The following is a 21,600-nucleotide window of genomic DNA, read 5'->3' on the forward strand; positions in this document are numbered from 1 at the left end:
ATCGTCCAGTTGTACGCTGCATAGTGACCAAGGATCTGTGTATACTTCTTATGCTTATCAAAAACAAGTCAAAGAAAGAGGCATGACTATGAGTATGTCCCGAAAAGGGACGCCCGCAGACAATGCCTCCATTGAATCGTTTCACTCTTCTCTAAAGACTGAAACCTTCTACCTCGACAACTTAACCTGTACTACGACCGCCATCGTAAAACAGATTGTCGAAGACTACATCACTTATTATAACAATATCCGTATCCAAACGAAACTAAATAACCAGTCTCCGGTCCAATACCGAAAACTGGCTATTTAGATGGTGTTTTGATCCCTGTCTCAAAAACGGGGGGCAGTTCCTTTCACCTAAAGGGGATTTTTTATTTATTAACCTCTACCAGCTTGGAAAGAAGGATATTTTGTCATACCACCGTCAGCAAATAGCGTAATCCCTGTTACGTAGCTTGCTTGAGAAGAAGCTAAGAATGCTGCAACATTTGCTACTTCTTTAGGATCACCAATGTATCCCATTGGAATCATGCTTTCAACGTCTGCACGCTGCTCAGGATCTGCAAACTTCTCAGCATTAATTGGTGTGTTCATTGCACCTGGTCCAATGTTGTTGACACGAATGCCTTTTGGAGCATATTCAAGTGCTAGGGTTTCAGTCATTAGCTTCATACCACCTTTACTTGCTGCATAATGAACAAATAGTGGCCAAGGAATCATTTCATGAACGCTAGACATGTTGATTACGTTTCCTTTAATATCGTTTTCTACAAAGTATTTAAGAGCTTCACGGCTACCAAGGAATGCTCCTGTTAAGTTTGTATCAATAACTTTATTCCAGTTATCTAATGTAAGCTCATGAGATGGAACAGGGTTTTCAACACCTGCGTTGTTAATCATTACATCAAGTGTACCGAATTCTTTTACAGCTGTTTGAACAAGATTAATAACATCTTCTTCTTTTGTTACGTCACCTTGAACAATGATTGCTTTTCCGCCTGCTTCTTCAACTTCTTTTTTTGCTTCTAACGCTTCTTCTTCATTATTCCAATAGTTGATAACAACGCGAGCTTCTTCTTCTCCGAAACGAACAGCCATTGCTCGTCCTAATCCAGTAGAACCACCTGTAATAACGACAACTTTATCTTTTAAATCTGTATACATTATACTTCCTCCTTGAAATTGTTGAATTTAAAAATTAACTTTCACGTTAACGTTAACTCTTAGCCATTCCTAAGAATACGCCACCTAAAATAATGAGAATAATACCGATTGTAATGAATACAAGCTGGCGTTTTGATTTCTTTTCTCCTAAGAGGAAAATACCGCCTAGTGTTGAGATTACAATTCCCATTTGTGATAATGAGAAGCTTGTAGCAACTCCTACTTTTGGCTGTGAGATAAACAAGAACATATTTCCTGCAGCCCAAATGAGCCCTGGAATAATGTTGCGAATCGCATATTTATTAAATGGTTTATGTTTATACGTTAAAATGAGTCCACCAATAAACATCCCAATTGCTTGTGGAAATAGAGCTACCCATCCATCAACATTAAACAAACGTGCCACAACAACATAAATTAAATACCCGATGGTAGAAATAATAAGTGTAACAATCCCTTTTTTGAACTGAGCATTTTGATTGTCATCTTTCTTATCTTCCACTGATGTAAGCACAATCCCAATAACGATGAAAATTAATGCTAACACACCTAAAATAACGGTCGTTGTTGTTGACCACTCGTGAAATACAATAACGCCAAACAAAGCAGTTGATACAAGCTGCATACCTGTTGAAATTGGCATTGTTTTTGAAACACCAATATAGTCAATAGTTTTCAACTGGTTGCTTTGTCCAAGTGCCCAAAACAATCCTGAAACGATTCCAACTATGAAAATCGTTGGGGTCAACACTGGATGAACAACGAGATAGATAACAACAGAAAATAAAAGTGCACCGATTGTTGTTCCTAGTGTCTGACTATATGGACCTCCGCCTAATTTAACATTAAATAAGACGATACTCCCCCAAAAGATTGCTGGCAGAATAGCCAAGAGGATATCCATTGATCCTAACCTTCTTTCTTAAATAAAAAGATTTAAGTGCTTAACTTTTGTAAGCAACATCACGTTACTAATAGTAACTTAAATTAAATAAAGGAGTCAATCATTTTGTTTAACTTACTTAATTATTAACTTAGTTTGGAAACCTTTTCTTTCTTCTTCTCCCTTCATCTTAAACCTTTAGAAATAAGTATTGGTAGCGATTACGTATAAATGGTCATTTTCAGTGTAAATTTTTTTTATTTTATGACCTTAGAATCAACTAATATAGCGCTACCAGTGGATATATTGCAATGTTAAGAAAATTCCATTCTTTCACTTCACTTTCAAAACTATTCCTTATTTACAAAAGTGAAATGTTTCACAAATTAAAGTTTTCATTTTCTTTCATAACCTTCCTTATTCTTTCTATATATAGAATTATGTTACTGTAAATCAAAATAGTTGACTAAAATAAGTACACAGGTTACTATTAGTAACAAGGTTAACTTTTTGAAACTAACAATACTTTCGCGAGTATACATTTTAAAAATAGAAAGGTGTCGATTCATAATGACAAAAGTATTATATATTACTGCACATCCACATGATGAGCAAACCTCTTACAGCATGGCAGCAGGTCAAGCATTTCTTGAGAGCTATAAAGAAAATAACCCAAGTGATGAAATTGTTCATATTGACTTGTACAAAGAAAACATTCCACACATTGATGCTGACATTTTCAGCGGATGGGGCAAACTTCGTTCAGGAAGTGAATTCACTGAGCTTTCTGAAGTAGAACAACAAAAAGTAAGTCGTCTTGCAGAACTGAACGAACAGTTCATTTCAGCTGATAAATATGTATTTGTTACACCACTATGGAACTTCTCATTCCCACCAGTAATGAAAGCATACTTAGATTCTGTAGCTGTGGCAGGGAAATCATTCAAATATACAGAGCAAGGTCCTGTTGGCTTACTAACAGACAAAAAAGCCCTTCATATCCAAGCGCGTGGCGGCTACTATTCAGAAGGTCCTGCAGCAGACTTAGAAATGGGTCATCGTTATATTGGCATTATGATGAACTTCTTCGGTGTTCCGTCATTTGAAGGTCTATTTATTGAAGGCCATAATGCAGAGCCAAGCAAAGCTGAAGAGATTAAAGCAGATGGCATTAAACGTGCAAAAGAGTTAGGAAAACAATTCTAATCTTAAATTATAAAAAAGAGCGAGACTGTTCAAACAGTCTCGCTCTTTTTTCTTAATCATCGCTACCAAGAATACCGAAGAAGCGAAGTAAATTAATAAACAAGTTAATGAAATCTAAGTATAGAGATAAAGCAAGTAATGGTACGTCTGCTTCTGTAATCTGCATTCTCTTCATTTGGTTAAAATCATATAGAACGTAAAGAGAAAATACGATTGTTCCAATAACAGATAAAGCCATTAAAGAACCTGATGTAAGTCCTCCTGTAAATAAACCAAATAGACTTACAAAAAGCATTGATAGAACAGCAACTAATAAGAATGAAGATAAAAATGATAAATCTTTTTTCATTTTTGATCCAATCACAGCCATTACTAAGAAAATACCGAACGTAGAACCAAACGCCTGCAAAACAACGTTTGCTCCACTCATTGATACATAATAGCTTACAATTGGATATGTTGTAATCCCTGAAATAGCTGCAAAAGCATACACAAAGGCATAGCCAACACGGCTTTTTCGTCTTAACCAAAAAGCTGCAATCAGCATAACAACTTCAGCAACTGCAAGCGGCAGCATTAATGCAGTAGGCACGAATTGCCCTATGTATAATCCAACTGTTGCAATGAGCAGTGTTAATACAAATGTAGATAAGACCTTTTGAAATAGAGGTCTCTCTTGTACTGATACGTCTTTTAACACTCTAATCCCTCCTCTTTTTCCTATATTATATTTTCTATCCCATAATTTCCATCTTTTTTAAGAATTTAGTTCTATGTTTCTGATTAATACTTTTCTAAAAAAAGTTCTTACTATACGGGTAACTTTCAAGAAGAAGGATCAAAAAGCAAATATTTGAATTACCGTAGAAGGGATATTGTTCTCTCGAGAGCTATGTTATCGTAGTAACATATTGCTGTTCTATTTTCTGTTATAGTTTCTATCATATCTAAAGCTTATTTTAATCAAGTAGTATAAGCTAATCTCTCTCCAACACCCTATCCATATATATCCATTGCGAAGAAATCAGACAATGTTTATAATTCTAAGTGTTTTATAACAGAATCGCAAAGGAGGGCACTATGAATAAAAACGATAGGGATTTAGCCCTGGCATCAAATACATCAGTATCAAAAATAGAGCCAAGCTCTAAAAAGAAAAAGAAAGTTTTAAATGAAATTACGATTATAAGAGCCTTAGCATGTCTAAGCATTGTAATGCTCCATTCAACAACATTTACAGTCAACTATGCGCAAGAAGGAATACTTGTTACAACATTAGCAACAATACTTTGTTTTGGTACTCCAACTTTCGTTTTCATATCTGGATTAATTTTAGCTTATTCATATCCTAACAAGCTTCCGAAAGGATTCTATTGGAAAAGAATTAAATTAATTTTATTTCCATTCATTTTTATGGCAATCTTCTATGCTGTATTCTCAGGACGTGCTGTACCTGAACAAATTCCAAGCTTGATTTGGAACAACCTCACAGGTGGATATCACGGCTGGTTTGTATTAGTTATCTTTCAGTTTTATGTTTTACATCATTTATTTACAAAATTCTTTTACAAACTACCAGCTGCGCTTGTTTTAAGCATTTCGTTAATTATTAACGTAGCTTATTTGTCCATCTTCAACTTTATACAACCTACTTCTTACACACCTTTTACAAGTTATCTGTGGAGCGGCGGATACTATATCCCGTTTGTAGCTTGGTTATTTTATTTCTCTTTGTCATATTATTGTGGAAAAAACTTCATGACTTTTGTAGAAAGCTTAAAAAGATTCAAAGCGCTGATTTTCTTTTTCTTAATCGTTTCATTAGGTGTGCTTATATATAATAATGTGAATGAATATTTAGCAGTAGGATCAAAGCGGATTGATATTATTTTCTTTACCGTTATGATGATTCTGTTCCTACTCCTTGTATGCCAAAGCCTTAAGAAGACGCCGAAGATCCTAACGATTGTCAGCCAATATTCGTTCGGTATCTATCTTGCTCATTGGTTCTATCTTACAATTATTCGAGACTTCATTGCTTCACAAGGGTGGAAGCTCGGTTACATGCAAATTCCCGTCTTGTTCATTTCAGCTCTTCTAAGCTGTATTATTACGATTAATATCCTAAATCGTTTTCCATTTGGTAAATATATGATCGGGAAGATTAATCGTAAGAAACAAACTCCTGTAAAAAAAGAGACCGTTGTTACTGGGTAATGGTGTTTAATAAGAAAAGTTTGCTTTATCGAGTGATAAAGCAAGCTTTTTTGTTTGGGGATTTATTAAAGAAACATCCCAAGCAATAGAACACAGGCTAGACCTGTTACAGAAAGAACGGTTGTGAGTAAACTCCATGTTTGAAATGTCTCTTTCATGCTTAAGCCAAAGTACTCTTTTACCATCCAAAACCCTGCATCGTTCACATGACAAAAAATAACGCTTCCCGCTCCTGTTGCTAATACAATTAAAGCGGGATTGACCGTGCTTGCTACCATAAGAGGAGCTACTAATCCTGCTGTTGTTAAAGCTGCTACTGTTGCAGATCCTAAACATAGCCTCAAAAGAGCTGCAATCATCCAAGCAACTAAAAGAGGAGACAGGTTTGTATCTTGAAATAAAGAAGCTACATAGTCTCCGACTCCCCCGTCTACTAGAACTTGCTTGAATGCCCCTCCTCCCCCAATAATGAGAAGCATCATCGCAATTTGAGCAATAGATTTTGATAAAGAATCTCCGATATCTGCCATCGGGATTTTCCTTGCATATCCCATTGTATAAATTGCAAGTAATAGAGAGATCAACATGGCTGTTCCAGGCATCCCAATAAATTCAACCATCTCTTTTATTTTGGATTCTTCGCGAAACAATAGAGACATAACGGTCGCAATTGCCATAAAAATAACCGGAAATAAAGAAGTTAAAACACTAATGCCAAATCCAGGAGTATCCCCAAGCTTAAACTCTTTACGAGGGCCTAATGCTGTTAAATTTCCGCTTCTTTTATAAGCATTTGGAAATACCTTCATCGCAAATTTATTAAACAATGGGCCTGCTACAATCGTGGTTGGGATACCAATAATGATACCTAACAAAAGAACTTGCCCAATGTTTGCTTCATATGCGAGTGAGATAGCTGTTGGAGCTGGATGTGGAGGTAAAAATCCATGTGTCACGTTCAATGCCGCTGCCATTGGAATCCCAAGGTATAAGAAAGGAACCTTCAACTCTTTTGCAATCGCATAAATGATGGGAATCAACAAAACAAGACCAACTTCAAAAAATAGAGCAATTCCAATAATGAAAGAAGAGACTACAACTGCAAACTGAATTCTCTTTCGCCCACACGTATTGATAAGTGTAATCGCAATACGATAACCACCACCTGCGTCTGACACAAGCTTACCAAGCATTGCCCCTAATCCAAATACTAATGCTAAATGCCCTAGCTGACCGCCAATTCCCGCTTCAATTGAAAGCACAATCTTATTGAGTTCCATTCCAAGACCAATCGCAACTAAAAAGGAAACAACAACAAGTGAAACAAAAGTATTTAGCTTTACTTTCATAATTAAAAATAAAAGAATAAGAACTCCTATTGCTACAATCAAAATCGGCATCTTCTTCTCCCCCTAATTATTATTATGTTTTATAAAACCTCAGAAATTTGAAATCACCTCCCTTCTAGATAAGAATATAAATGAATGCGCTTTCATTTATATTCTCTTTTCTTCCTTTTATCGGAAAATGACCAATAAAATAATATAAAGTATTATAGCATCTTTTGGTTAATTTATGATTATTTTTTGATAATATGTTTCTTGTTTATTTTTATATGCAAACAACAAAAAAGCAAGATAGACATGCTACCTTGCTTTCCTTTACACTTTTTATCTTACTTTTTCTGACTTTCTAGCTCTTCCAATTCCATATGTGTTTGCGGGAACCCGTTTGCTACCCAATCTGATTTTAAAACTGAATCATATTGAGTAAGCCCTTCTTCATCTCTTGCTTTATCCGCATCAACGCTCTCTACTTGATCGATTTTTTTACTGTTTCTCATATCTGTATCTGGACGTACTTTAAAAGATGCTTTTCTTTTCTTTTTATATGCAGCAACCGCTAGTGCTGCACCACCTGTTGAAATGAGTGTACCAAGTACCACTTTCTTTTTCTTCGATTTCGTCATCATATTTATTCCCTCCAGTTTTGATATTTTCTCTCTTATTATTTGTTGTACCCGTTTTTTGAATTTTAAAAAGTTTCATTTGTGTAACAAATGAGTTTCCTCTTAAAAGCATTAGACGAGCATTTTATTATTTCATATAGTAAAATATATATATTACTAACAAAGAGGTGCAAAGCATTTTGAAAAAAGTTTTATCAATCTTTACGCTTATGATGGTGGTAGCTGCTATGGTGCTTCCACATGCAGCAGAAGCAAGAGGTTACAGCAGTGGGGCACGAAGCCATTCATATAGCACACCAAGCTCTAGCTATTCATCTAAGAGTACGAGCGGCTACTCTTCTAATAAAAGCTATTCTGGCGGAACATCTACGAGGAAAGACAACTCACAAACATCTACAAACTCAACTCAAAAAAATTCAAACACAACAGCTAACAACAAAAAACCTTCAACAGCTAAGAAAATTGCTTCTTATGCCGGTGCATTTGGGATCGGTGCTTTATTAGGAAGTATGTTCCATCCATTTGGCGGAGCAGGAGCTGGATTCTCGATGTTCGGTCTGCTATTAGATATCGTAGTCATCCTTGTTATCGTATGGCTCATTAAAAAAATCTTCACAAGAAGGAAGTCATCCTAGAAAGAGGTTAAATGATGGAGATTAAATTTAACGAACAAAACGTACACGACAGTGTTTGCGAATATATAGCGTATCATGAAAAAAATGTTTCTCCTTACGAAGTGTCTGTTGAATTATGTACAGACGACTTTGAAGAATTCTATGCTCGTGTAGAATTTGGAGGATATGAAAAAACAATTTATACAAAAGAATTAATTGAAGCCATTCACTTGAACCTTGTTGATAAACATAACTTTGACCACAATATGTTAAAAACAGAAGTTACGTTTGCAGAAGGTGAAGGAATTATTGCTTTTGTGAAGGTTGAGAGAGGGCTTAGTTTAGTAAAATAATAGATAAAAAGCATTGAGTGTAACTCAATGCTTTTTTGTTTTGATATGAATGTTTCCTGATGAAGTATATAAATTTTAAATATTTAACTCCTCTACTACTGTCATAAAATCATATACTCTCTTTATGTTTTGCTTAACACTCCCTTCTACAAACGTATACAGGAAATTAAAAGGTAACAGACACCTTAACAAACGTTTAATTCCACCTATAATAACCCAATTTAGAAATGAAAAGGTATATAATGTTTCAGTATTCGGCTTATAACTTCTATATAGAAGACACAATTAATGTTTGATTGGAGAGAAGGAAGTGACGTTAAGAAATATAATTCGTAACCCCTATATTTGGATGTTCATAGGGTTTTTACTAAGCTATTTAGTTTTAGGAAAATGGGTAGGATATCTATTATTTTATCTAGGAGTTAGTTTACACGGACAGACTTACAACAGTTATTCGCAATTTCGAGCAAATGAGGAAACACTTTTAATTTATCTTTCGTTTATAATAAATATTTTACGATTTGTCGTCATCTTATTTATTGTTTATAAGACAAAATGGTTTACTCATCGCAAACTTATATTAAAGAAGAAAGATTTTCGTTATGCAATCTATGCTTTTTTCATCAAAGCATTCATAAGTATTATACTCGGTATCTTAGCCTCTATCCCTAAAATAGGTGTGTATTTCAATTCAGGTTCACCTAACCAAGACAAAGTAGAACATCTAATACAAAACTATATTTGGGTAGGCATCCTATTTTCAGTTATCATAGCTCCTCTCACTGAAGAATTTATCTTCCGGAAGCTTTTAATTGGAAAACTATTTAAAGATAAGGAATATAGCGGTTTAATCGTTAGTTCTGTACTGTTCGGATCCCTGCATTTAATGGCAGGATTCACTTTACCAGGCTTGATTCTATATATTTCATTAGGTTTTATATTAGGGTGGTTATATATTAGAAATAAACGAATAGAAACCTCTATTATTGCTCATATGTTCAACAATTTTATAGGTACAGTAGCTGTTATATTTAAGCCTTAAATTTACATAATAAACATGTAAAAGGCATGGACTCTTTTTTAAAAGAGTTCACGCCTTTTCCTCATTTTCCTTACTCTTTATTTTTTCTATTCGTGAGTTTAGTTAGGAGGAAAAATAGAATAGAAGTAAGGATAAATGTGATTCTGAAATCACTGAAGAAGAGGATAGAGAATAACTCTTGTTTTTTATCAAGAGCAGCAACTACGACTTGACCAGTAAAGGATGCTTATACCAAAGAGAAGTACCACAATCTAATTAAGTTTTTGTTGACATTTTATATAGTGCCATTTATTCTTTTATTGAATGAATCATTCATTCTAAAATTGTTTTTTCATTACAATCTAATTTATTATTAACAGTTTTACAAATGAGTATATTGGGGGCTATAATGATGATCAAAACAGGGGTATCATTTAAAAAAGGCAATTGGGAAAAAGCAATTGTAATTGGTGGAGGAATGGCTGGATTACTCTCTGCAAGAGTACTTTCTGATTATTATGCAGAAGTCCTTATCATAGAAAAAGATGATCTACCTGTGAAACCGGAAATTCGTGCAGGTACTCCTCAAGCTTTTCACCCACATCGATTTACACCTCGAGGTAAAATGATAATAGAACGACTCTTCCCTGGATTTAATGATGAATTATTAACTTGCGGCGCTCCATCTACACAGAATAAAATGATTCACCAGACTAATCAATATGGATCCCTTGTAATGTCCAATACAGAAAATGATGCAACATTCAGCAGAGCTCTGCTTGAGTGGGTATGTCGTCAGCGTGTGAAAAAGATTTCAAATGTTCAGTTTCTTACAAAGGTTGACGTAATCGGCTTACTAATGACATCAGATCAAACAGTTGTAACAGGTGTCCATATACGAGAGCGAGAACAACTAGGGCAGCAGAAAACACTTGGTGCTGACCTAGTAATTGATACTAGTGGCCGTTCCTCTAAATTGGGAAAATGGCTACAACACCTCGGATTTGATGTACCAAATCCTGATATCCTCAAAGTCTCGCTTGGTTACAGCACTCGCCATTACAAGATTCCCTCTCATTTGTCAGTAAAATGGGATGTCATTCGAATTGCAGGAGATCCTTCCAATAGGACTTTAACTGGGGTATTTTCCACAATTGAGAATAATATAGCTGAAACAGTACTTTATAGTCCTGGCGGGCATTATCCAACCACGAATGTCGATGAGTATGAACAAGAGATTGCAAAGCTGGCTGATCCATTAATAGCAGAAGTGTTGCAAGAGCTTGAACCAATTACAGTTCCTAGAGGTTATAGAGTTACTGAATTATTCCGTCAACACTTTGAAGAAATGGAGCAATGGCCATCAGGATTATTGGTTTTAGGAGATGCTTTCTGCAATTTTGATCCGATTTTCGGTCAAGGAATTACAATGGCTGCAATAGAAGTAGAAATGTTAGAATCGTGCTTGCGTGAACAACGAAATTATCCCTTGCCTTATTTTGAACGTAACCTGCTTCAAAAAATGAATGAAATTGTTGAACCTGCCTGGTGGTTGAATTGTGTTGCTGATCTACCATGGAAAGGAGTATCATATGTAGGAACACCGCTGAAGGGGATTGAATTTGCCCAAAAATACTTTGAATTATATATTAAACATGCCACTACCAAACGTAATTTTGAACTATATGGTTTGTATTGGGCGGTGAATACTTTACTTTTACCGCTAGATAAAATAATAAATTCGCAAATGCTAGCAGCCATTCTTGCTTCTGAAGAAACATCTTCTGAAAGTAAAGAATTGCTCTGTGAACTCTCAAAGGCATCTGGTCAGACACTTGATGAACAATTGTCTCAGCTTATATCCCCCTTTCCCTCAACAGCTTATGAACATTTGAATGCTTAATAATAATGAAAATAATCTAGGAGTGAAACATCATTGCACCTTTAAACGAAGAACAATTGCAGCAAATTCGTGATGAAAGAAAAGAACAAATTATAGAAGCAGCCCTTAAGGTCTTTGCTCGACGAGGAATTATTGGCACGAAAATGAGCATGATCGCTAGTGAAGCTGGAATAAGTGCTGGGCTTCTCTACCGCTATTTTAATTCCAAAGACGAACTATTTACTACACTCGTTCAGCAAGCAATAGACGAATCTATTGCCGGAATCAAGAGCATCTATCAACTACCTGGAACTCCATTAGATAAAATAAAAAATTTAACCGCTGAGATACTCAATGAAGGTTCTCAACTTTATTTCATGTTGATGCATCACGCTCGTACGTCAGATGAAGTACCCATAACTGCCCAAAAGCTTATTGAGGAAAATACAATGAAGACTTACATCGACATATTGGAACCCCTATTCATTGAAGGTCAGGAGAAAGGGGAAATTGCAGAAGATAATCCTAGTGAACTGATATCATGCTATTTATCGCTTCTTTCCGGACTAATGACGTTGAATATTCAGGGAGATGAAAATTATCAGATACCAAAAGTCGATTTATTATTAAGATTTATAGTAAGGCCTTCTTAACAATGAAAAGCTCAAGGTGCTAGTCTTTGGGCGACAAGCATATGCCGATGCGACTAGATGAATTTTTATCCTTTCGGTTTATTACCCAAGGTTCTATTGCCTTGGGAGCTGACAACAAAATCTCTATTTAAAAAGAGCCTTCCGACTCAGGAAAGGCTCTCTATTCACTGTTATATCCTTTAATCTAATCTTTCCTTACAAGTAGTGCACAGCACTCCACATGCGTCGTATGCGGGAACATATCAACAGGTTGAACCTCAACTGTCTTGTATCCGCCTTCCTCTAGCACCTGCAAGTCTCTCGCAAGCGTTCCAGGGTTACAAGATACATAGACAACGCGGTTTGGCTTCATGTCGATGATTGTGTTTAATAACGCCTCATCACAGCCTTTACGCGGTGGATCCACAACAAGTGTGTCAGCGCTAATTCCTTTTTTGTACCATGCAGGAATAACTTCTTCTGCTTTTCCTGCTTCAAATTCTGCGTTTGTAATGTCATTTAATTCAGCATTGCGCTTCGCATCTTCAATTGCTTCTGGAATGATTTCAACACCATACACTTTCTTTGCCTTTTGTGCAAGGAATAGAGAGATTGTTCCGATACCACAGTAAGCATCAATAACTTCTTCTTCTCCTTGTAGGTCAGCGTACTCTAATGCTTTGTCATAGAGCACTTTCGTTTGTGTTGGGTTCACTTGATAAAATGAACGAGCTGAGATGGCAAACTTAATGTCGCCAATGTTGTCGTAAATATATTCTTCGCCCCATAGCACAGTTGTTTCGTCACCCATAATGACGTTTGTTTTCTTCGAGTTCACGTTTTGAACAATTGATTTTAGCTGCGGCAGACGCGCTCTTAGTTCTTCGATGACTTTATTTTTGTTTGGAAGCTCTTTTGTACGAGTGACAAGCACAACCATTTGTTCCCCAGTAGTCGCCCCGTAGCGGACCATAACATGGCGAAGTGTCCCTTTATGCTTTGTTTCGTCATAAGCACGAATACCGTACTTTGAGCAGATTTCACGGACAGCTTGAACAACGTCATCATTTTGTTCTTGCTGGATCATACATCGTTCAATATCAATAATGTCGTGACTGCGCTGTTTGTAAAACCCTGCAACAAGTCCGCCTTCACTTTCACCTACAGGTACTTGTGCTTTATTTCGGTAATTCCATGGATCTTCCATTCCAAGTGTTGGATGTACCGTAACGTCTTTAATATTGCCAAGGCGAGCAAGCACTTCTTTTACTTGCTTTGTTTTGTAGTCAAGCTGTGCTTCATATTTCAAATGCTGAAGCTGACAGCCGCCACACTGTTTGTATACTGGGCAAGGCGGCTCTGTACGGAAGCGGCTTTCTTTTGTTGTTTCCATCATTCTGCCGATTGCAAAGCCTTTTTTCACTTTGATAATCTTCACGTTTCCTTCTTCTTCTGGAAGCGCATTTTGAACAAAAATAGGGAAGCCGTCCACTTTTGCGACGCCTGCTCCTTCATGTGTTAAGTCTTCAAACTTAACCGTAACATATTGATTTTTCTCAACAGGTGGTGTTAGCTTAGCCATTTATTAAACATCCTTCAGTTCATTTTCCATGTTCAATTCTTTTTCTTTATCTCGAATTTCCTGCGCTTTCTCTTTTGGCATATACACATTAATATGACGATACATATTCACAAACTCTCCTGGAAGCAGTCCGCCAAATTCGCCGTCTAAGTTAAGCTGCATTTTCTCTTCTGTACTAATTTTTACTCTGTTCGCTTTTGTATAAATCACGTGGGAATCATGCATATGCTCACCTCGTAGTGCAAGGGTCGCAACGCGAATGAACTCCGCTAAGTTTGCTTTCTTTAAAATAAGCAAGTCAAATAAGCCATCATTTAAAGAGGAATCTGGTGCTAATTTTTCAAATCCACCAACCGAGTTTGTAAGTGATACGAGAAAAAGCATAACTTCTCCATCGTAAACACGTCCATCATATTCAATTCTTACATTTGTTGGTTTGATGAACGGAAGCATCTCCATTCCTTTTAAGTAATAAGCAAGCTGACCAAGCATTGTTTTTGTTTTGCTTGGTACTTCATATGTTAGCTCTGTTAGCTTACCTCCGCCTGCAATGTTAATAAAATAATGGGTGTTTCCTTCATTTGTTACACAGCCAAGGTCAATTGGCATTGCTTCACCATCTGTAATGGCTTGGCATGCGCCCATAATTGTTCTTGGGATATTTAAAGCACGAGCAAAGTCATTTGTTGTGCCAACAGGAATTACGCCAAGGTTTGGACGGTTCTCTTTTCCAGCCATACCGTTTACAACTTCATTAATTGTTCCATCTCCACCAGCTGCAACGATGAGATCATAGCCGCGTTCAACCGCAACCTCAGCTGCAACAGTTGCATCTCCTGCACATGTTGTTGCATGACAAGATGTCTCATACCCGGCTTGTTCGAAATGCTGAAGCACTTCTGCTAGATTTTTTTTAATTAATTCACGCCCAGATGTTGGGTTATAAATAATTCTTGCACGTTTCATCATACATCATCCCACTAATTAGATTTTTCGTTCTTCTATATACAAAGAGATCTGTTTATGATCGTGTTACTACTATTGTCTCCAATATATCGTAAGTAAAACTTCTCTTCTAAAAGCGCCCTAAATCCCCAAAAGCTTAGTTTAAGCTCTTACTGCCCGTTGACCTTACAATATAAGCCTCAACCGGCAGTAAGATGGGGATGCTCGCCTGTTTAGTTTCCAAACGTTAGTATATCGCGAAAAACTGAACCCTTCAACTCACAAGACATAGTAAAGGATAGAATGTTTCCCAAAAAAAGAAACACAACGGCCACGAGATGGTCGTGACCGTTGCTTTCATTTAAACAAACGTTTGACTAACGTTTTTTAATTTCTTCAAGTAAAATTTTGTTAACCATCGGAGGGTTTGCTTGCCCTTTTGATGCTTTCATAATTTGACCAACAAGGAAGCCGATTGCACGATCTTTCCCATTTTTGAAGTCATCGATGGATTGCGGATTGCTATCAAGCGCGTCTGTTACAAATTTACGAAGTGTTTCTTCGTCTGAAATCTGAACAAGACCTTGCTTTTTCACAAACTCGTGTGGATCTCCACCGTCTTTGATAATGTGCTGGAATACTTTTTTCGCAATTTTAGAGGAAATAGTTCCTTCTTCAATAAGTTTGATCATACCAGCTAGATTCTTTGGTGTTAGAGCCGTTTCACCAAGCTCTTGGTTGTTTTTGTTAAGGTATGCTGATACTTCACCCATTAGCCAGTTTGACACTTGTTTTGCATCTGCTTCTTGTGCGATTGTCTCTTCAAAGAAATCGGACATTTCTTTTGTAAGAGTTAACACGTGAGCATCATATGATGGAAGACCAAGCTCTTTGACATAGCGCTCTTGGCGTGCGTCTGGAAGCTCTGGAATGCTTGCGCGAATGCTCTCTTTCCACTCATCATCGATATAAAGCTCAACAAGGTCTGGTTCTGGGAAGTAGCGATAGTCGTCAGATCCTTCTTTTACACGCATAAGAATTGTTTTCTTTGTTGCTTCATCATAGCGGCGTGTTTCTTGTTCAATTAAGCCACCTGAAAGAAGTACTTGCGCTTGACGCTTTTCTTCGTATTCAAGTCCTTTTTGCACATACGTGAAAGAGTTTAAGTTTTTAAGCTCTGACTTTGTTCCGAACTTCTCTTGACCGTACGGACGAAGGGAAATGTTCGCATCACAGCGAAGAGAACCTTCTTCCATTTTACAGTCTGAAACGCCTGTATATTGGATAATCGATTTTAACTTTTCAAGGTATGCGTATGCTTCTTCTGGTGAACGCATATCTGCTTCAGATACAATTTCAACAAGTGGTGTACCTTGACGGTTAAAGTCAACTAAAGAATAACCGTTGCCTGAGTGAGTTAACTTACCAGCATCTTCTTCAAGGTGAAGACGGTTGATGCGGATACGTTTCTTCTCACCTTTTACTTCAATATCAATCCAGCCGTTCTCACCGATTGGCTTATCAAATTGTGAAATTTGGTATGCTTTTGGGTTATCTGGATAAAAGTAGTTTTTACGATCAAACTTTGTGTCAGTAGCAATTTCACAGTTTAGTGCCATTGCTGCTTTCATCGCAAATTCTACCGCTCTTTTATTTAAAACAGGTAAAACACCTGGATATCCTAAATCAATTACGCTCGTGTTTGCATTTGGCTCAGAGCCGAATGCATTCGGGCTTGCGGAAAAGATTTTAGAATCTGTTTTTAACTCAACGTGTACTTCAAGACCGATAATCGTTTCAAAATTCATCTCTTTTTCACCCCTTACAATGCTGGTTTTTGTTTATGATGATCTGTTGCTTGCTCAAACGCATGGGCAACACGATAAACAGTGCTTTCATCAAAGTGTTTTCCAATAATTTGTAATCCTAGTGGAAGACCGTTAGAAAATCCGCATGGAACAGAGATTCCTGGTACACCTGCAAGGTTCACCGGAATTGTTAAAATATCGTTTGCGTACATTGTTAATGGATCATTTACGTTTTCACCAATTTTGAATGCTGGTGTTGGCGTTGTTGGTCCAACAATAACATCGTACTTTTCAAAAACATCTTCAAAGTCTTTTTTAATTAATGTACGAACTTGCTGTGCTTTTTTGTAATATGCATCATAATAACCAGAGCTTAAGGCAAATGTTCCAAGCATAATACGGCGTTTCACTTCATCTCCGAAGCCTTCGCTACGCGTTTGCTTGTACATTTCAATTAAGTTCTCTGCATTGTCTGTACGGTGACCATAGCGAACACCATCAAAGCGTGCAAGGTTTGCAGACGCTTCAGAAGACGAAAGCAGGTAGTATGTTGCAAGAGCATATTTAGAATGTGGAAGAGATACTTCTTCCCATGTTGCGCCTTGTGCTTCTAATACTTTTAGAGCATCAAGTACAGATTGACGTACTTCTTCATTTACACCTTCTGCAAGGTATTCTTTTGGTACCGCGATTTTAAGACCTTTTACATCTCCTGTTAGAGAAGAAAGGAAATCAGGTACTTCAACATTTGCAGATGTTGCGTCCATCTTATCAACGCCGGAAATGGCTTGAAGAAGGAAGGCATTATCTTCTACATTACGTGTAATTGGTCCAATTTGGTCAAGAGATGATGCAAACGCAACAAGACCATAACGAGAAACGCGACCATATGTTGGTTTTAATCCTACAACACCACAAAATGCAGCTGGTTGACGGATAGAACCACCTGTGTCAGAACCAAGTGCAAATGGAACTTCACCAGCTGCAACAGCCGCTGCTGAACCACCGCTTGATCCACCAGGTACGCGATCTAAATCCCAAGGGTTACGCGTAACTTTTAATGCAGAGTTTTCGTTTGAAGACCCCATTGCAAACTCATCCATATTAATTTTCCCGATTGTAACAGACTCAGCTGCGCGCAGACGCTCCACAACTGTTGCGTCATAAATCGGATCAAAGTTATCAAGCATTTTACTTCCGCAAGTTGTGCGCAAGCCTTTTGTTACGATATTATCCTTTACTCCAATTGGCATACCAAATAAAAGACCAAACTCGTTTTTTGTGCCAATTGCTTCATCTAATTCTTTTGCATATGCATGTGCTTTTTCTTTATCTAATGTTAGAAATGCCCCAACTTTTTCATCTACTTCGCCAATTCGCTTGTAAGACTCATTAACAAGCTCTTCAACGCGAACTTCTTTCTTATGTAGTAAGCCGTGTAATTCAGACATTTTATGGTCAAACAATGACATAAAAAAAGCCTCCTTCCCTATTCTAAAATTGATGGAACGCGAACTTGTCCATCTTGATAATCTGGTGCATTTTTTAACACTTCTTCACGTGGTAATCCTTTTGTTGGTTTATCTTCACGCATTACATTCTTCACTTCAAGAACGTGTGTTGTTGGTTTAACACCTGTTGTATCTAACTCATTTAACTGTTCTGCATATGTAATAATTGCATCCAATTGCTTTGTAAACATTTCTGTTTCCTCTTCAGTAATCGCTAAACGTGCAAGATGTGCAACGTGCTCTACTTGTTCTTTTGAAATTCGTGACATACCTTTCACCTCCACATATTCGAACCGTAACAATATACTGATAATATCAGATTTTATTGTTCTTAAGCAACTAACGTTATAATCCATTTTCCATTTTACCAAAAGGGAAGGAATATTTCTCGTTTTGAGAAAAAAAACATCAAGCTCTTCTTATTTTAAGAGAACGCCTTTTATTCCATCATGATGGCAAAATATAAAGCTTTTAAACATATAAAAAAGCATCCACACAGTGGATGCCTTTCTATTACTTGTAAATGTGAACGAATGGTTTCTTCTCATCTGGCTCGCGAGAAATAAGAGCTTCAGGTCCTTGAACAGTACTAATGTTAACATTTACTTTCAAATATGAAGGGAAATGTTCCATAACAAGCCCTGCTATATACTGTGTAAAGCCTGTAATCTCTTGTTCACCGAAAAATTGAATTGGAATATCAATTGTCATTTCTTGAAGCTCACCATTTTGGTAGAATCCTCGTCCAATAATGTTTGTGTAATTCGGGAAATAGTCTTGAATTTCCGCTTTAAAGTTTCCAAACATGTCGCTATCGCTTCGCTCATCTGCTGCTACTGCATTTGATGGGAAAAGATAATATCCTTCATCAACTTTATCCCAACTGCCAAGTTCACTGCTGCCTTTTTTCGCTGTTGCTTTCGCAAAGTAGCTTCCAGGCACAAGTGATGATTTTTCTTCCTGTTCAAAAAGTCCAACTGTAATTGGAACATTTTCTAATCCTTTGATTTTTCTCATCCGCTGAACGATCTCAGCCGCCATTTTTTCTCCTTCTTCCTGAAGTTTCTCACGGCTAATTTTCTTTTCACGCGGATAGCCTTTTTCTTGTGTATAGTAATAAACAGAGTTCATCGCAAGGCCAATTGAAACGCCGCCAAGCTTTAATTCATCTCCATCTTTCACCAGATAATCTTGCTCTAGAATATGAGCTAGATAGATTGGACTTTTTTCACTTTGTTCTGCTGCAGTTCCTTCTCCCGTATTAATTGGGTTTAAACCAACATTTTTCACTTTATCTCGCTCTTCTTTATCGTAATCTTTCAGAACATCTTTGTACTGATTTTCTGTCCATTTACGACGAAGCCAAGAGCTGATTGTATCTTCATCAAGATACTGCCCTTCTTGATAATAGTAATCGTCTGTTGAAAACTCATCTTTAGAAAGACGAGTCAAACCTGATTCAAACTCTTTCACGTCAAGACGTGTGTTTAAGTTCGATACGGTTAATCCTCTTGATTTACTTTCTTTGAATGGTAGAACACTTTGATATGTGTCATCTGAAATACTATATTTCGAAATGACCGCTTTTTGTTTGTTATCGTCTGTTTTCTGAACCACTTCTTCTTCTTTCGAAAAATCAGGTGCACACGCTGTTGTCACAAGCATGACAGAAAGAGCAAGGAAAACAATTTTCTTCAAACCTTATACACCTCACAAGTCGTATCCTGTACGCTTTTTATCCATGGAAAGAAGAATAAGCATAATGCCTATCCTTCTTCCTTTTTCCTAACTTTACTGCTTTTTAAGCTCTTTAATAAACTGTTGTTCACTCCATACTTCGATGCCTAAATCTTCAGCTTTTGTAAGCTTAGATCCTGCATCTTCTCCAGCTATAAGCAAGTCCGTCTTCTTACTTACGCTCCCTGTTACCTTTGCACCAAGTGCTTCAAGCTTTTCTTTTGCTTCATTGCGTGACAATACTTCAAGCTTTCCTGTAAGCACAACCGTTTTGCCTGCAAAAGTTGAATCACTATCAGCAGCTTGTACAAGTTTTGGTCCTTTGTATTCCATATTCACTCCGTATGAACGCAGCTCTTCTAAAAGCTCAACTACTTCAGGCTGCTCAAAGTACGTCATAACGGCGTCAGACATTCTCTCTCCTACTTCATCAATAGCCAATAGCTCTTCTTTTGTTGCTTTTTGTAAGCCTTCCATTGAATGAAAAACGCTTGCTAATGTTTTAGCTGCTTTGGCTCCAACATGACGAATACCAAGTCCAAAAAGGAGGCGCTCAAGTGAATTCTCCTTTGAAGCTTCAATTGCTTGAAGAAGCTTTGTGACCGATCTCTCTCCCATACGCTCAAGCTCTAGAAGCTGTTCTTTTTGCAGCTGATATAAATCTGCTACGTCCTCAATAAGCTTCTCTTTAAAGAGCTGTGTCACGACTTTTTCTCCAAGACCATCAATATTCATTGCATTTCTTGATACAAAGTGGATAAATCCTTCACGAATTTGTGCAGGACATTTCGGATTTAAGCATCTTAACGCAACTTCTCCTTCTAAACGAACAAGCTCACTTTCACATTCAGGACAATGAGTTGGCATTGTAAACTCTTTTTCCTCTCCTGTGCGCCGTTCTTCAAGCACGTTTACAACTTCAGGGATAATATCTCCCGCTTTTTTCACTACAACATTGTCTCCAATTCGGATATCTTTCTCACGAATTAAGTCTTCGTTATGTAATGAAGCACGGCTTACCGTTGTCCCTGCTACTTGAACAGGTTCTAACAGCGCAGTTGGTGTAATAACTCCTGTGCGCCCCACATTTAGCTCAATATCGAGCAGCTTTGTCACAACTTCCTCAGCCGGAAACTTATAAGCGATAGCCCAGCGTGGACTTTTAGCTGTTGTGCCAAGCTCTTCTTGCTGAAAGAATTCGTCTACTTTTATGACGATTCCATCGATATCATATGGAAGCTCTGTCCGTTGTTCTGTCCAATGTTTAATATAGCTGTAAACTTCTTCTATCGTATCACATTTCTGTCGATTTGGATTCGTCTTAAAGCCCAATTGTTCTAGCTTGTCTAACGCCTCACTATGGGACGTTATACCTGTATTTCCAACGTCCGCTATAGAATAGACGAATATATCGAGGTTTCGTTTCGCTGCTAATTTAGAATCAAGCTGACGAAGAGAGCCTGCAGCTGCATTTCTTGGGTTTGCAAAAGGCTCTTCACCTCGCTCAAGCTTTTCTTCATTAAGTTTCTCAAATGACTTCTTCGGCATATAAGCCTCACCGCGTACTTCCATTGAAAGAGGCTCATTTGCTCTTAATGGGATTGAACGAATCGTTTTTAAGTTATTGCTAATATCTTCTCCAATTGTTCCGTCCCCGCGCGTTGCTCCTTGAGCAAATGCTCCGTCTTCATAACGAAGTGAAACAGCAAGTCCATCAATCTTTAATTCACAGACGTATGAAACATTATCTCCAACACCTTGGCGAACACGGCGGTCGAAATCAGCCAAATCTTCTTCGTTAAAAGCATTTCCTAAGCTTAACATTGGTGTTTTATGCTCAACTTTTTCAAAGGAAGAGAGCGGATCTCCGCCAACGCGAACGGTTGGCGAATCCGGTGTTTTTAACTCTTCATATTCTTCTTCAAGCCTAATGAGTTCATGAAGCAAACGATCATACTCGCTATCTGGAACGCTCGGCTTATCTAACACATGATATTCATAGCTGTACTGATGTAAAAGATTATGAAGCTCTTTAACGCGTTCTTTCGCTTGTGAAAACTCCATCTCATCCGCTCC

20 protein-coding genes are annotated in these 21,600 nt (G+C 37.4%); 8 read left to right on the forward strand and 12 right to left on the reverse strand.

Going from position 1 to position 21,600, the window contains the following annotated elements:
* Positions 1 to 310: IS3 family transposase (locus BM012_RS23735; RefSeq protein ID WP_139210422.1), on the forward strand; the 310-nt coding region annotated here is incomplete at its 5' end.
* A 68-nt stretch (positions 311 to 378) separates the two neighbouring features.
* Here BM012_RS23735 and gdh read toward each other — a convergent pair.
* The gene (gdh, locus tag BM012_RS23740) at positions 379 to 1,164 is read right to left on the reverse strand and encodes a glucose 1-dehydrogenase (RefSeq protein ID WP_040060818.1); all 786 of its coding nucleotides are present in this window, start codon (positions 1,162 to 1,164) and stop codon (positions 379 to 381) included.
* A 52-nt stretch (positions 1,165 to 1,216) separates the two neighbouring features.
* Positions 1,217 to 2,068, reverse strand: a complete 852-nt coding sequence (locus BM012_RS23745) for a GRP family sugar transporter (RefSeq protein ID WP_019390783.1) — start codon at positions 2,066 to 2,068, stop codon at positions 1,217 to 1,219.
* Positions 2,069 to 2,617: 549 nt separating this feature from the next.
* Between BM012_RS23745 and BM012_RS23750 the strand changes: the two genes are divergently transcribed.
* On the forward strand, positions 2,618 to 3,253 hold the full coding sequence (locus BM012_RS23750; RefSeq protein ID WP_074842916.1) for an FMN-dependent NADH-azoreductase: 636 nt from the start codon (positions 2,618 to 2,620) through the stop codon (positions 3,251 to 3,253).
* 52 nt (positions 3,254 to 3,305) lie between these two features.
* Here the strand turns inward: BM012_RS23750 and BM012_RS23755 are convergent, their stop codons facing one another.
* Positions 3,306 to 3,953: a Bax inhibitor-1/YccA family protein gene (locus BM012_RS23755; RefSeq protein ID WP_061803847.1), complete on the reverse strand. Its 648-nt coding sequence runs from the start codon at positions 3,951 to 3,953 to the stop codon at positions 3,306 to 3,308.
* Between the two features lie 380 nt (positions 3,954 to 4,333).
* Here BM012_RS23755 and BM012_RS23760 point away from each other — a divergent pair, with 380 nt between their 5' ends.
* Entirely contained in the window at positions 4,334 to 5,470 is a 1,137-nt protein-coding gene (locus BM012_RS23760; protein ID WP_061803848.1) for an acyltransferase family protein, read from the forward strand.
* Positions 5,471 to 5,535: 65 nt separating this feature from the next.
* Here BM012_RS23760 and BM012_RS23765 read toward each other — a convergent pair whose 3' ends face one another.
* Together BM012_RS23765 and BM012_RS23770 are read right to left on the reverse strand one after the other, a co-directional pair.
* Positions 5,536 to 6,870: a gluconate:H+ symporter gene (locus tag BM012_RS23765; protein WP_061803849.1), complete on the reverse strand. Its 1,335-nt coding sequence runs from the start codon at positions 6,868 to 6,870 to the stop codon at positions 5,536 to 5,538.
* A gap of 275 nt (positions 6,871 to 7,145) precedes the next feature.
* A complete protein-coding gene (locus BM012_RS23770) occupies positions 7,146 to 7,442 on the reverse strand; it encodes a hypothetical protein (RefSeq protein ID WP_061803850.1) in 297 nt (98 codons plus the stop codon).
* Positions 7,443 to 7,618: 176 nt separating this feature from the next.
* On the opposite strand from BM012_RS23770, the gene BM012_RS23775 reads away from it, so the two are divergent.
* The 5 genes from BM012_RS23775 (at position 7,619) to BM012_RS23795 (ending at position 11,962) form a co-directional block, all read left to right on the forward strand.
* Positions 7,619 to 8,074: a DUF1517 domain-containing protein gene (locus BM012_RS23775; RefSeq protein WP_061803851.1), complete on the forward strand. Its 456-nt coding sequence runs from the start codon at positions 7,619 to 7,621 to the stop codon at positions 8,072 to 8,074.
* 14 nt (positions 8,075 to 8,088) lie between these two features.
* Positions 8,089 to 8,406 carry a DUF2653 family protein gene (locus BM012_RS23780; protein WP_061803852.1) on the forward strand — a complete coding sequence of 106 codons (318 nt, stop codon included), beginning with the start codon at positions 8,089 to 8,091 and terminating at the stop codon, positions 8,404 to 8,406.
* A gap of 310 nt (positions 8,407 to 8,716) precedes the next feature.
* Positions 8,717 to 9,448, forward strand: coding sequence for a CPBP family intramembrane glutamic endopeptidase (locus BM012_RS23785; protein ID WP_061803853.1), 732 nt, complete (start codon positions 8,717 to 8,719; stop codon positions 9,446 to 9,448).
* A gap of 391 nt (positions 9,449 to 9,839) precedes the next feature.
* Positions 9,840 to 11,330 (forward strand): FAD-dependent oxidoreductase, encoded by a 1,491-nt coding sequence (locus tag BM012_RS23790; RefSeq protein ID WP_061803854.1) that lies wholly within the window; start codon positions 9,840 to 9,842, stop codon positions 11,328 to 11,330.
* Positions 11,331 to 11,362: 32 nt separating this feature from the next.
* Entirely contained in the window at positions 11,363 to 11,962 is a 600-nt protein-coding gene (locus BM012_RS23795) for a TetR/AcrR family transcriptional regulator (RefSeq protein WP_061803855.1), read from the forward strand.
* A gap of 184 nt (positions 11,963 to 12,146) precedes the next feature.
* On the opposite strand, the gene rlmD is transcribed toward BM012_RS23795, so the two are convergent.
* The 7 genes from rlmD to ligA all read right to left on the reverse strand — a co-directional run bounded on the left by rlmD (position 12,147) and on the right by ligA (position 21,588).
* Positions 12,147 to 13,523 carry a 23S rRNA (uracil(1939)-C(5))-methyltransferase RlmD gene (gene rlmD, locus BM012_RS23800; RefSeq protein WP_061803856.1) on the reverse strand — a complete coding sequence of 459 codons (1,377 nt, stop codon included), beginning with the start codon at positions 13,521 to 13,523 and terminating at the stop codon, positions 12,147 to 12,149.
* Between the two features lie 3 nt (positions 13,524 to 13,526).
* Positions 13,527 to 14,489 (reverse strand): diacylglycerol kinase, encoded by a 963-nt coding sequence (locus BM012_RS23805; protein ID WP_019395173.1) that lies wholly within the window; start codon positions 14,487 to 14,489, stop codon positions 13,527 to 13,529.
* Positions 14,490 to 14,845: 356 nt separating this feature from the next.
* Positions 14,846 to 16,276, reverse strand: coding sequence for an Asp-tRNA(Asn)/Glu-tRNA(Gln) amidotransferase subunit GatB (gatB, locus tag BM012_RS23810; protein WP_061803857.1), 1,431 nt, complete (start codon positions 16,274 to 16,276; stop codon positions 14,846 to 14,848).
* Positions 16,277 to 16,290: 14 nt separating this feature from the next.
* Entirely contained in the window at positions 16,291 to 17,748 is a 1,458-nt protein-coding gene (gatA, locus tag BM012_RS23815) for an Asp-tRNA(Asn)/Glu-tRNA(Gln) amidotransferase subunit GatA (RefSeq protein WP_061803858.1), read from the reverse strand.
* A gap of 17 nt (positions 17,749 to 17,765) precedes the next feature.
* Complete coding sequence (gene gatC / locus BM012_RS23820; protein WP_061803859.1) at positions 17,766 to 18,056, reverse strand: Asp-tRNA(Asn)/Glu-tRNA(Gln) amidotransferase subunit GatC; 291 nt, start codon at positions 18,054 to 18,056, stop codon at positions 17,766 to 17,768.
* Between the two features lie 244 nt (positions 18,057 to 18,300).
* On the reverse strand, positions 18,301 to 19,485 hold the full coding sequence (locus tag BM012_RS23825; protein WP_061803860.1) for a CamS family sex pheromone protein: 1,185 nt from the start codon (positions 19,483 to 19,485) through the stop codon (positions 18,301 to 18,303).
* Between the two features lie 93 nt (positions 19,486 to 19,578).
* Positions 19,579 to 21,588, reverse strand: a complete 2,010-nt coding sequence (ligA, locus tag BM012_RS23830; RefSeq protein ID WP_061803861.1) for an NAD-dependent DNA ligase LigA — start codon at positions 21,586 to 21,588, stop codon at positions 19,579 to 19,581.
* Between the last annotated feature and the right edge of the window lie 12 nt (positions 21,589 to 21,600).

The organism is Priestia endophytica DSM 13796, assembly GCF_900115845.1.
Lineage (GTDB): Bacteria > Bacillota > Bacilli > Bacillales > Bacillaceae_H > Bacillus_I > Bacillus_I endophytica.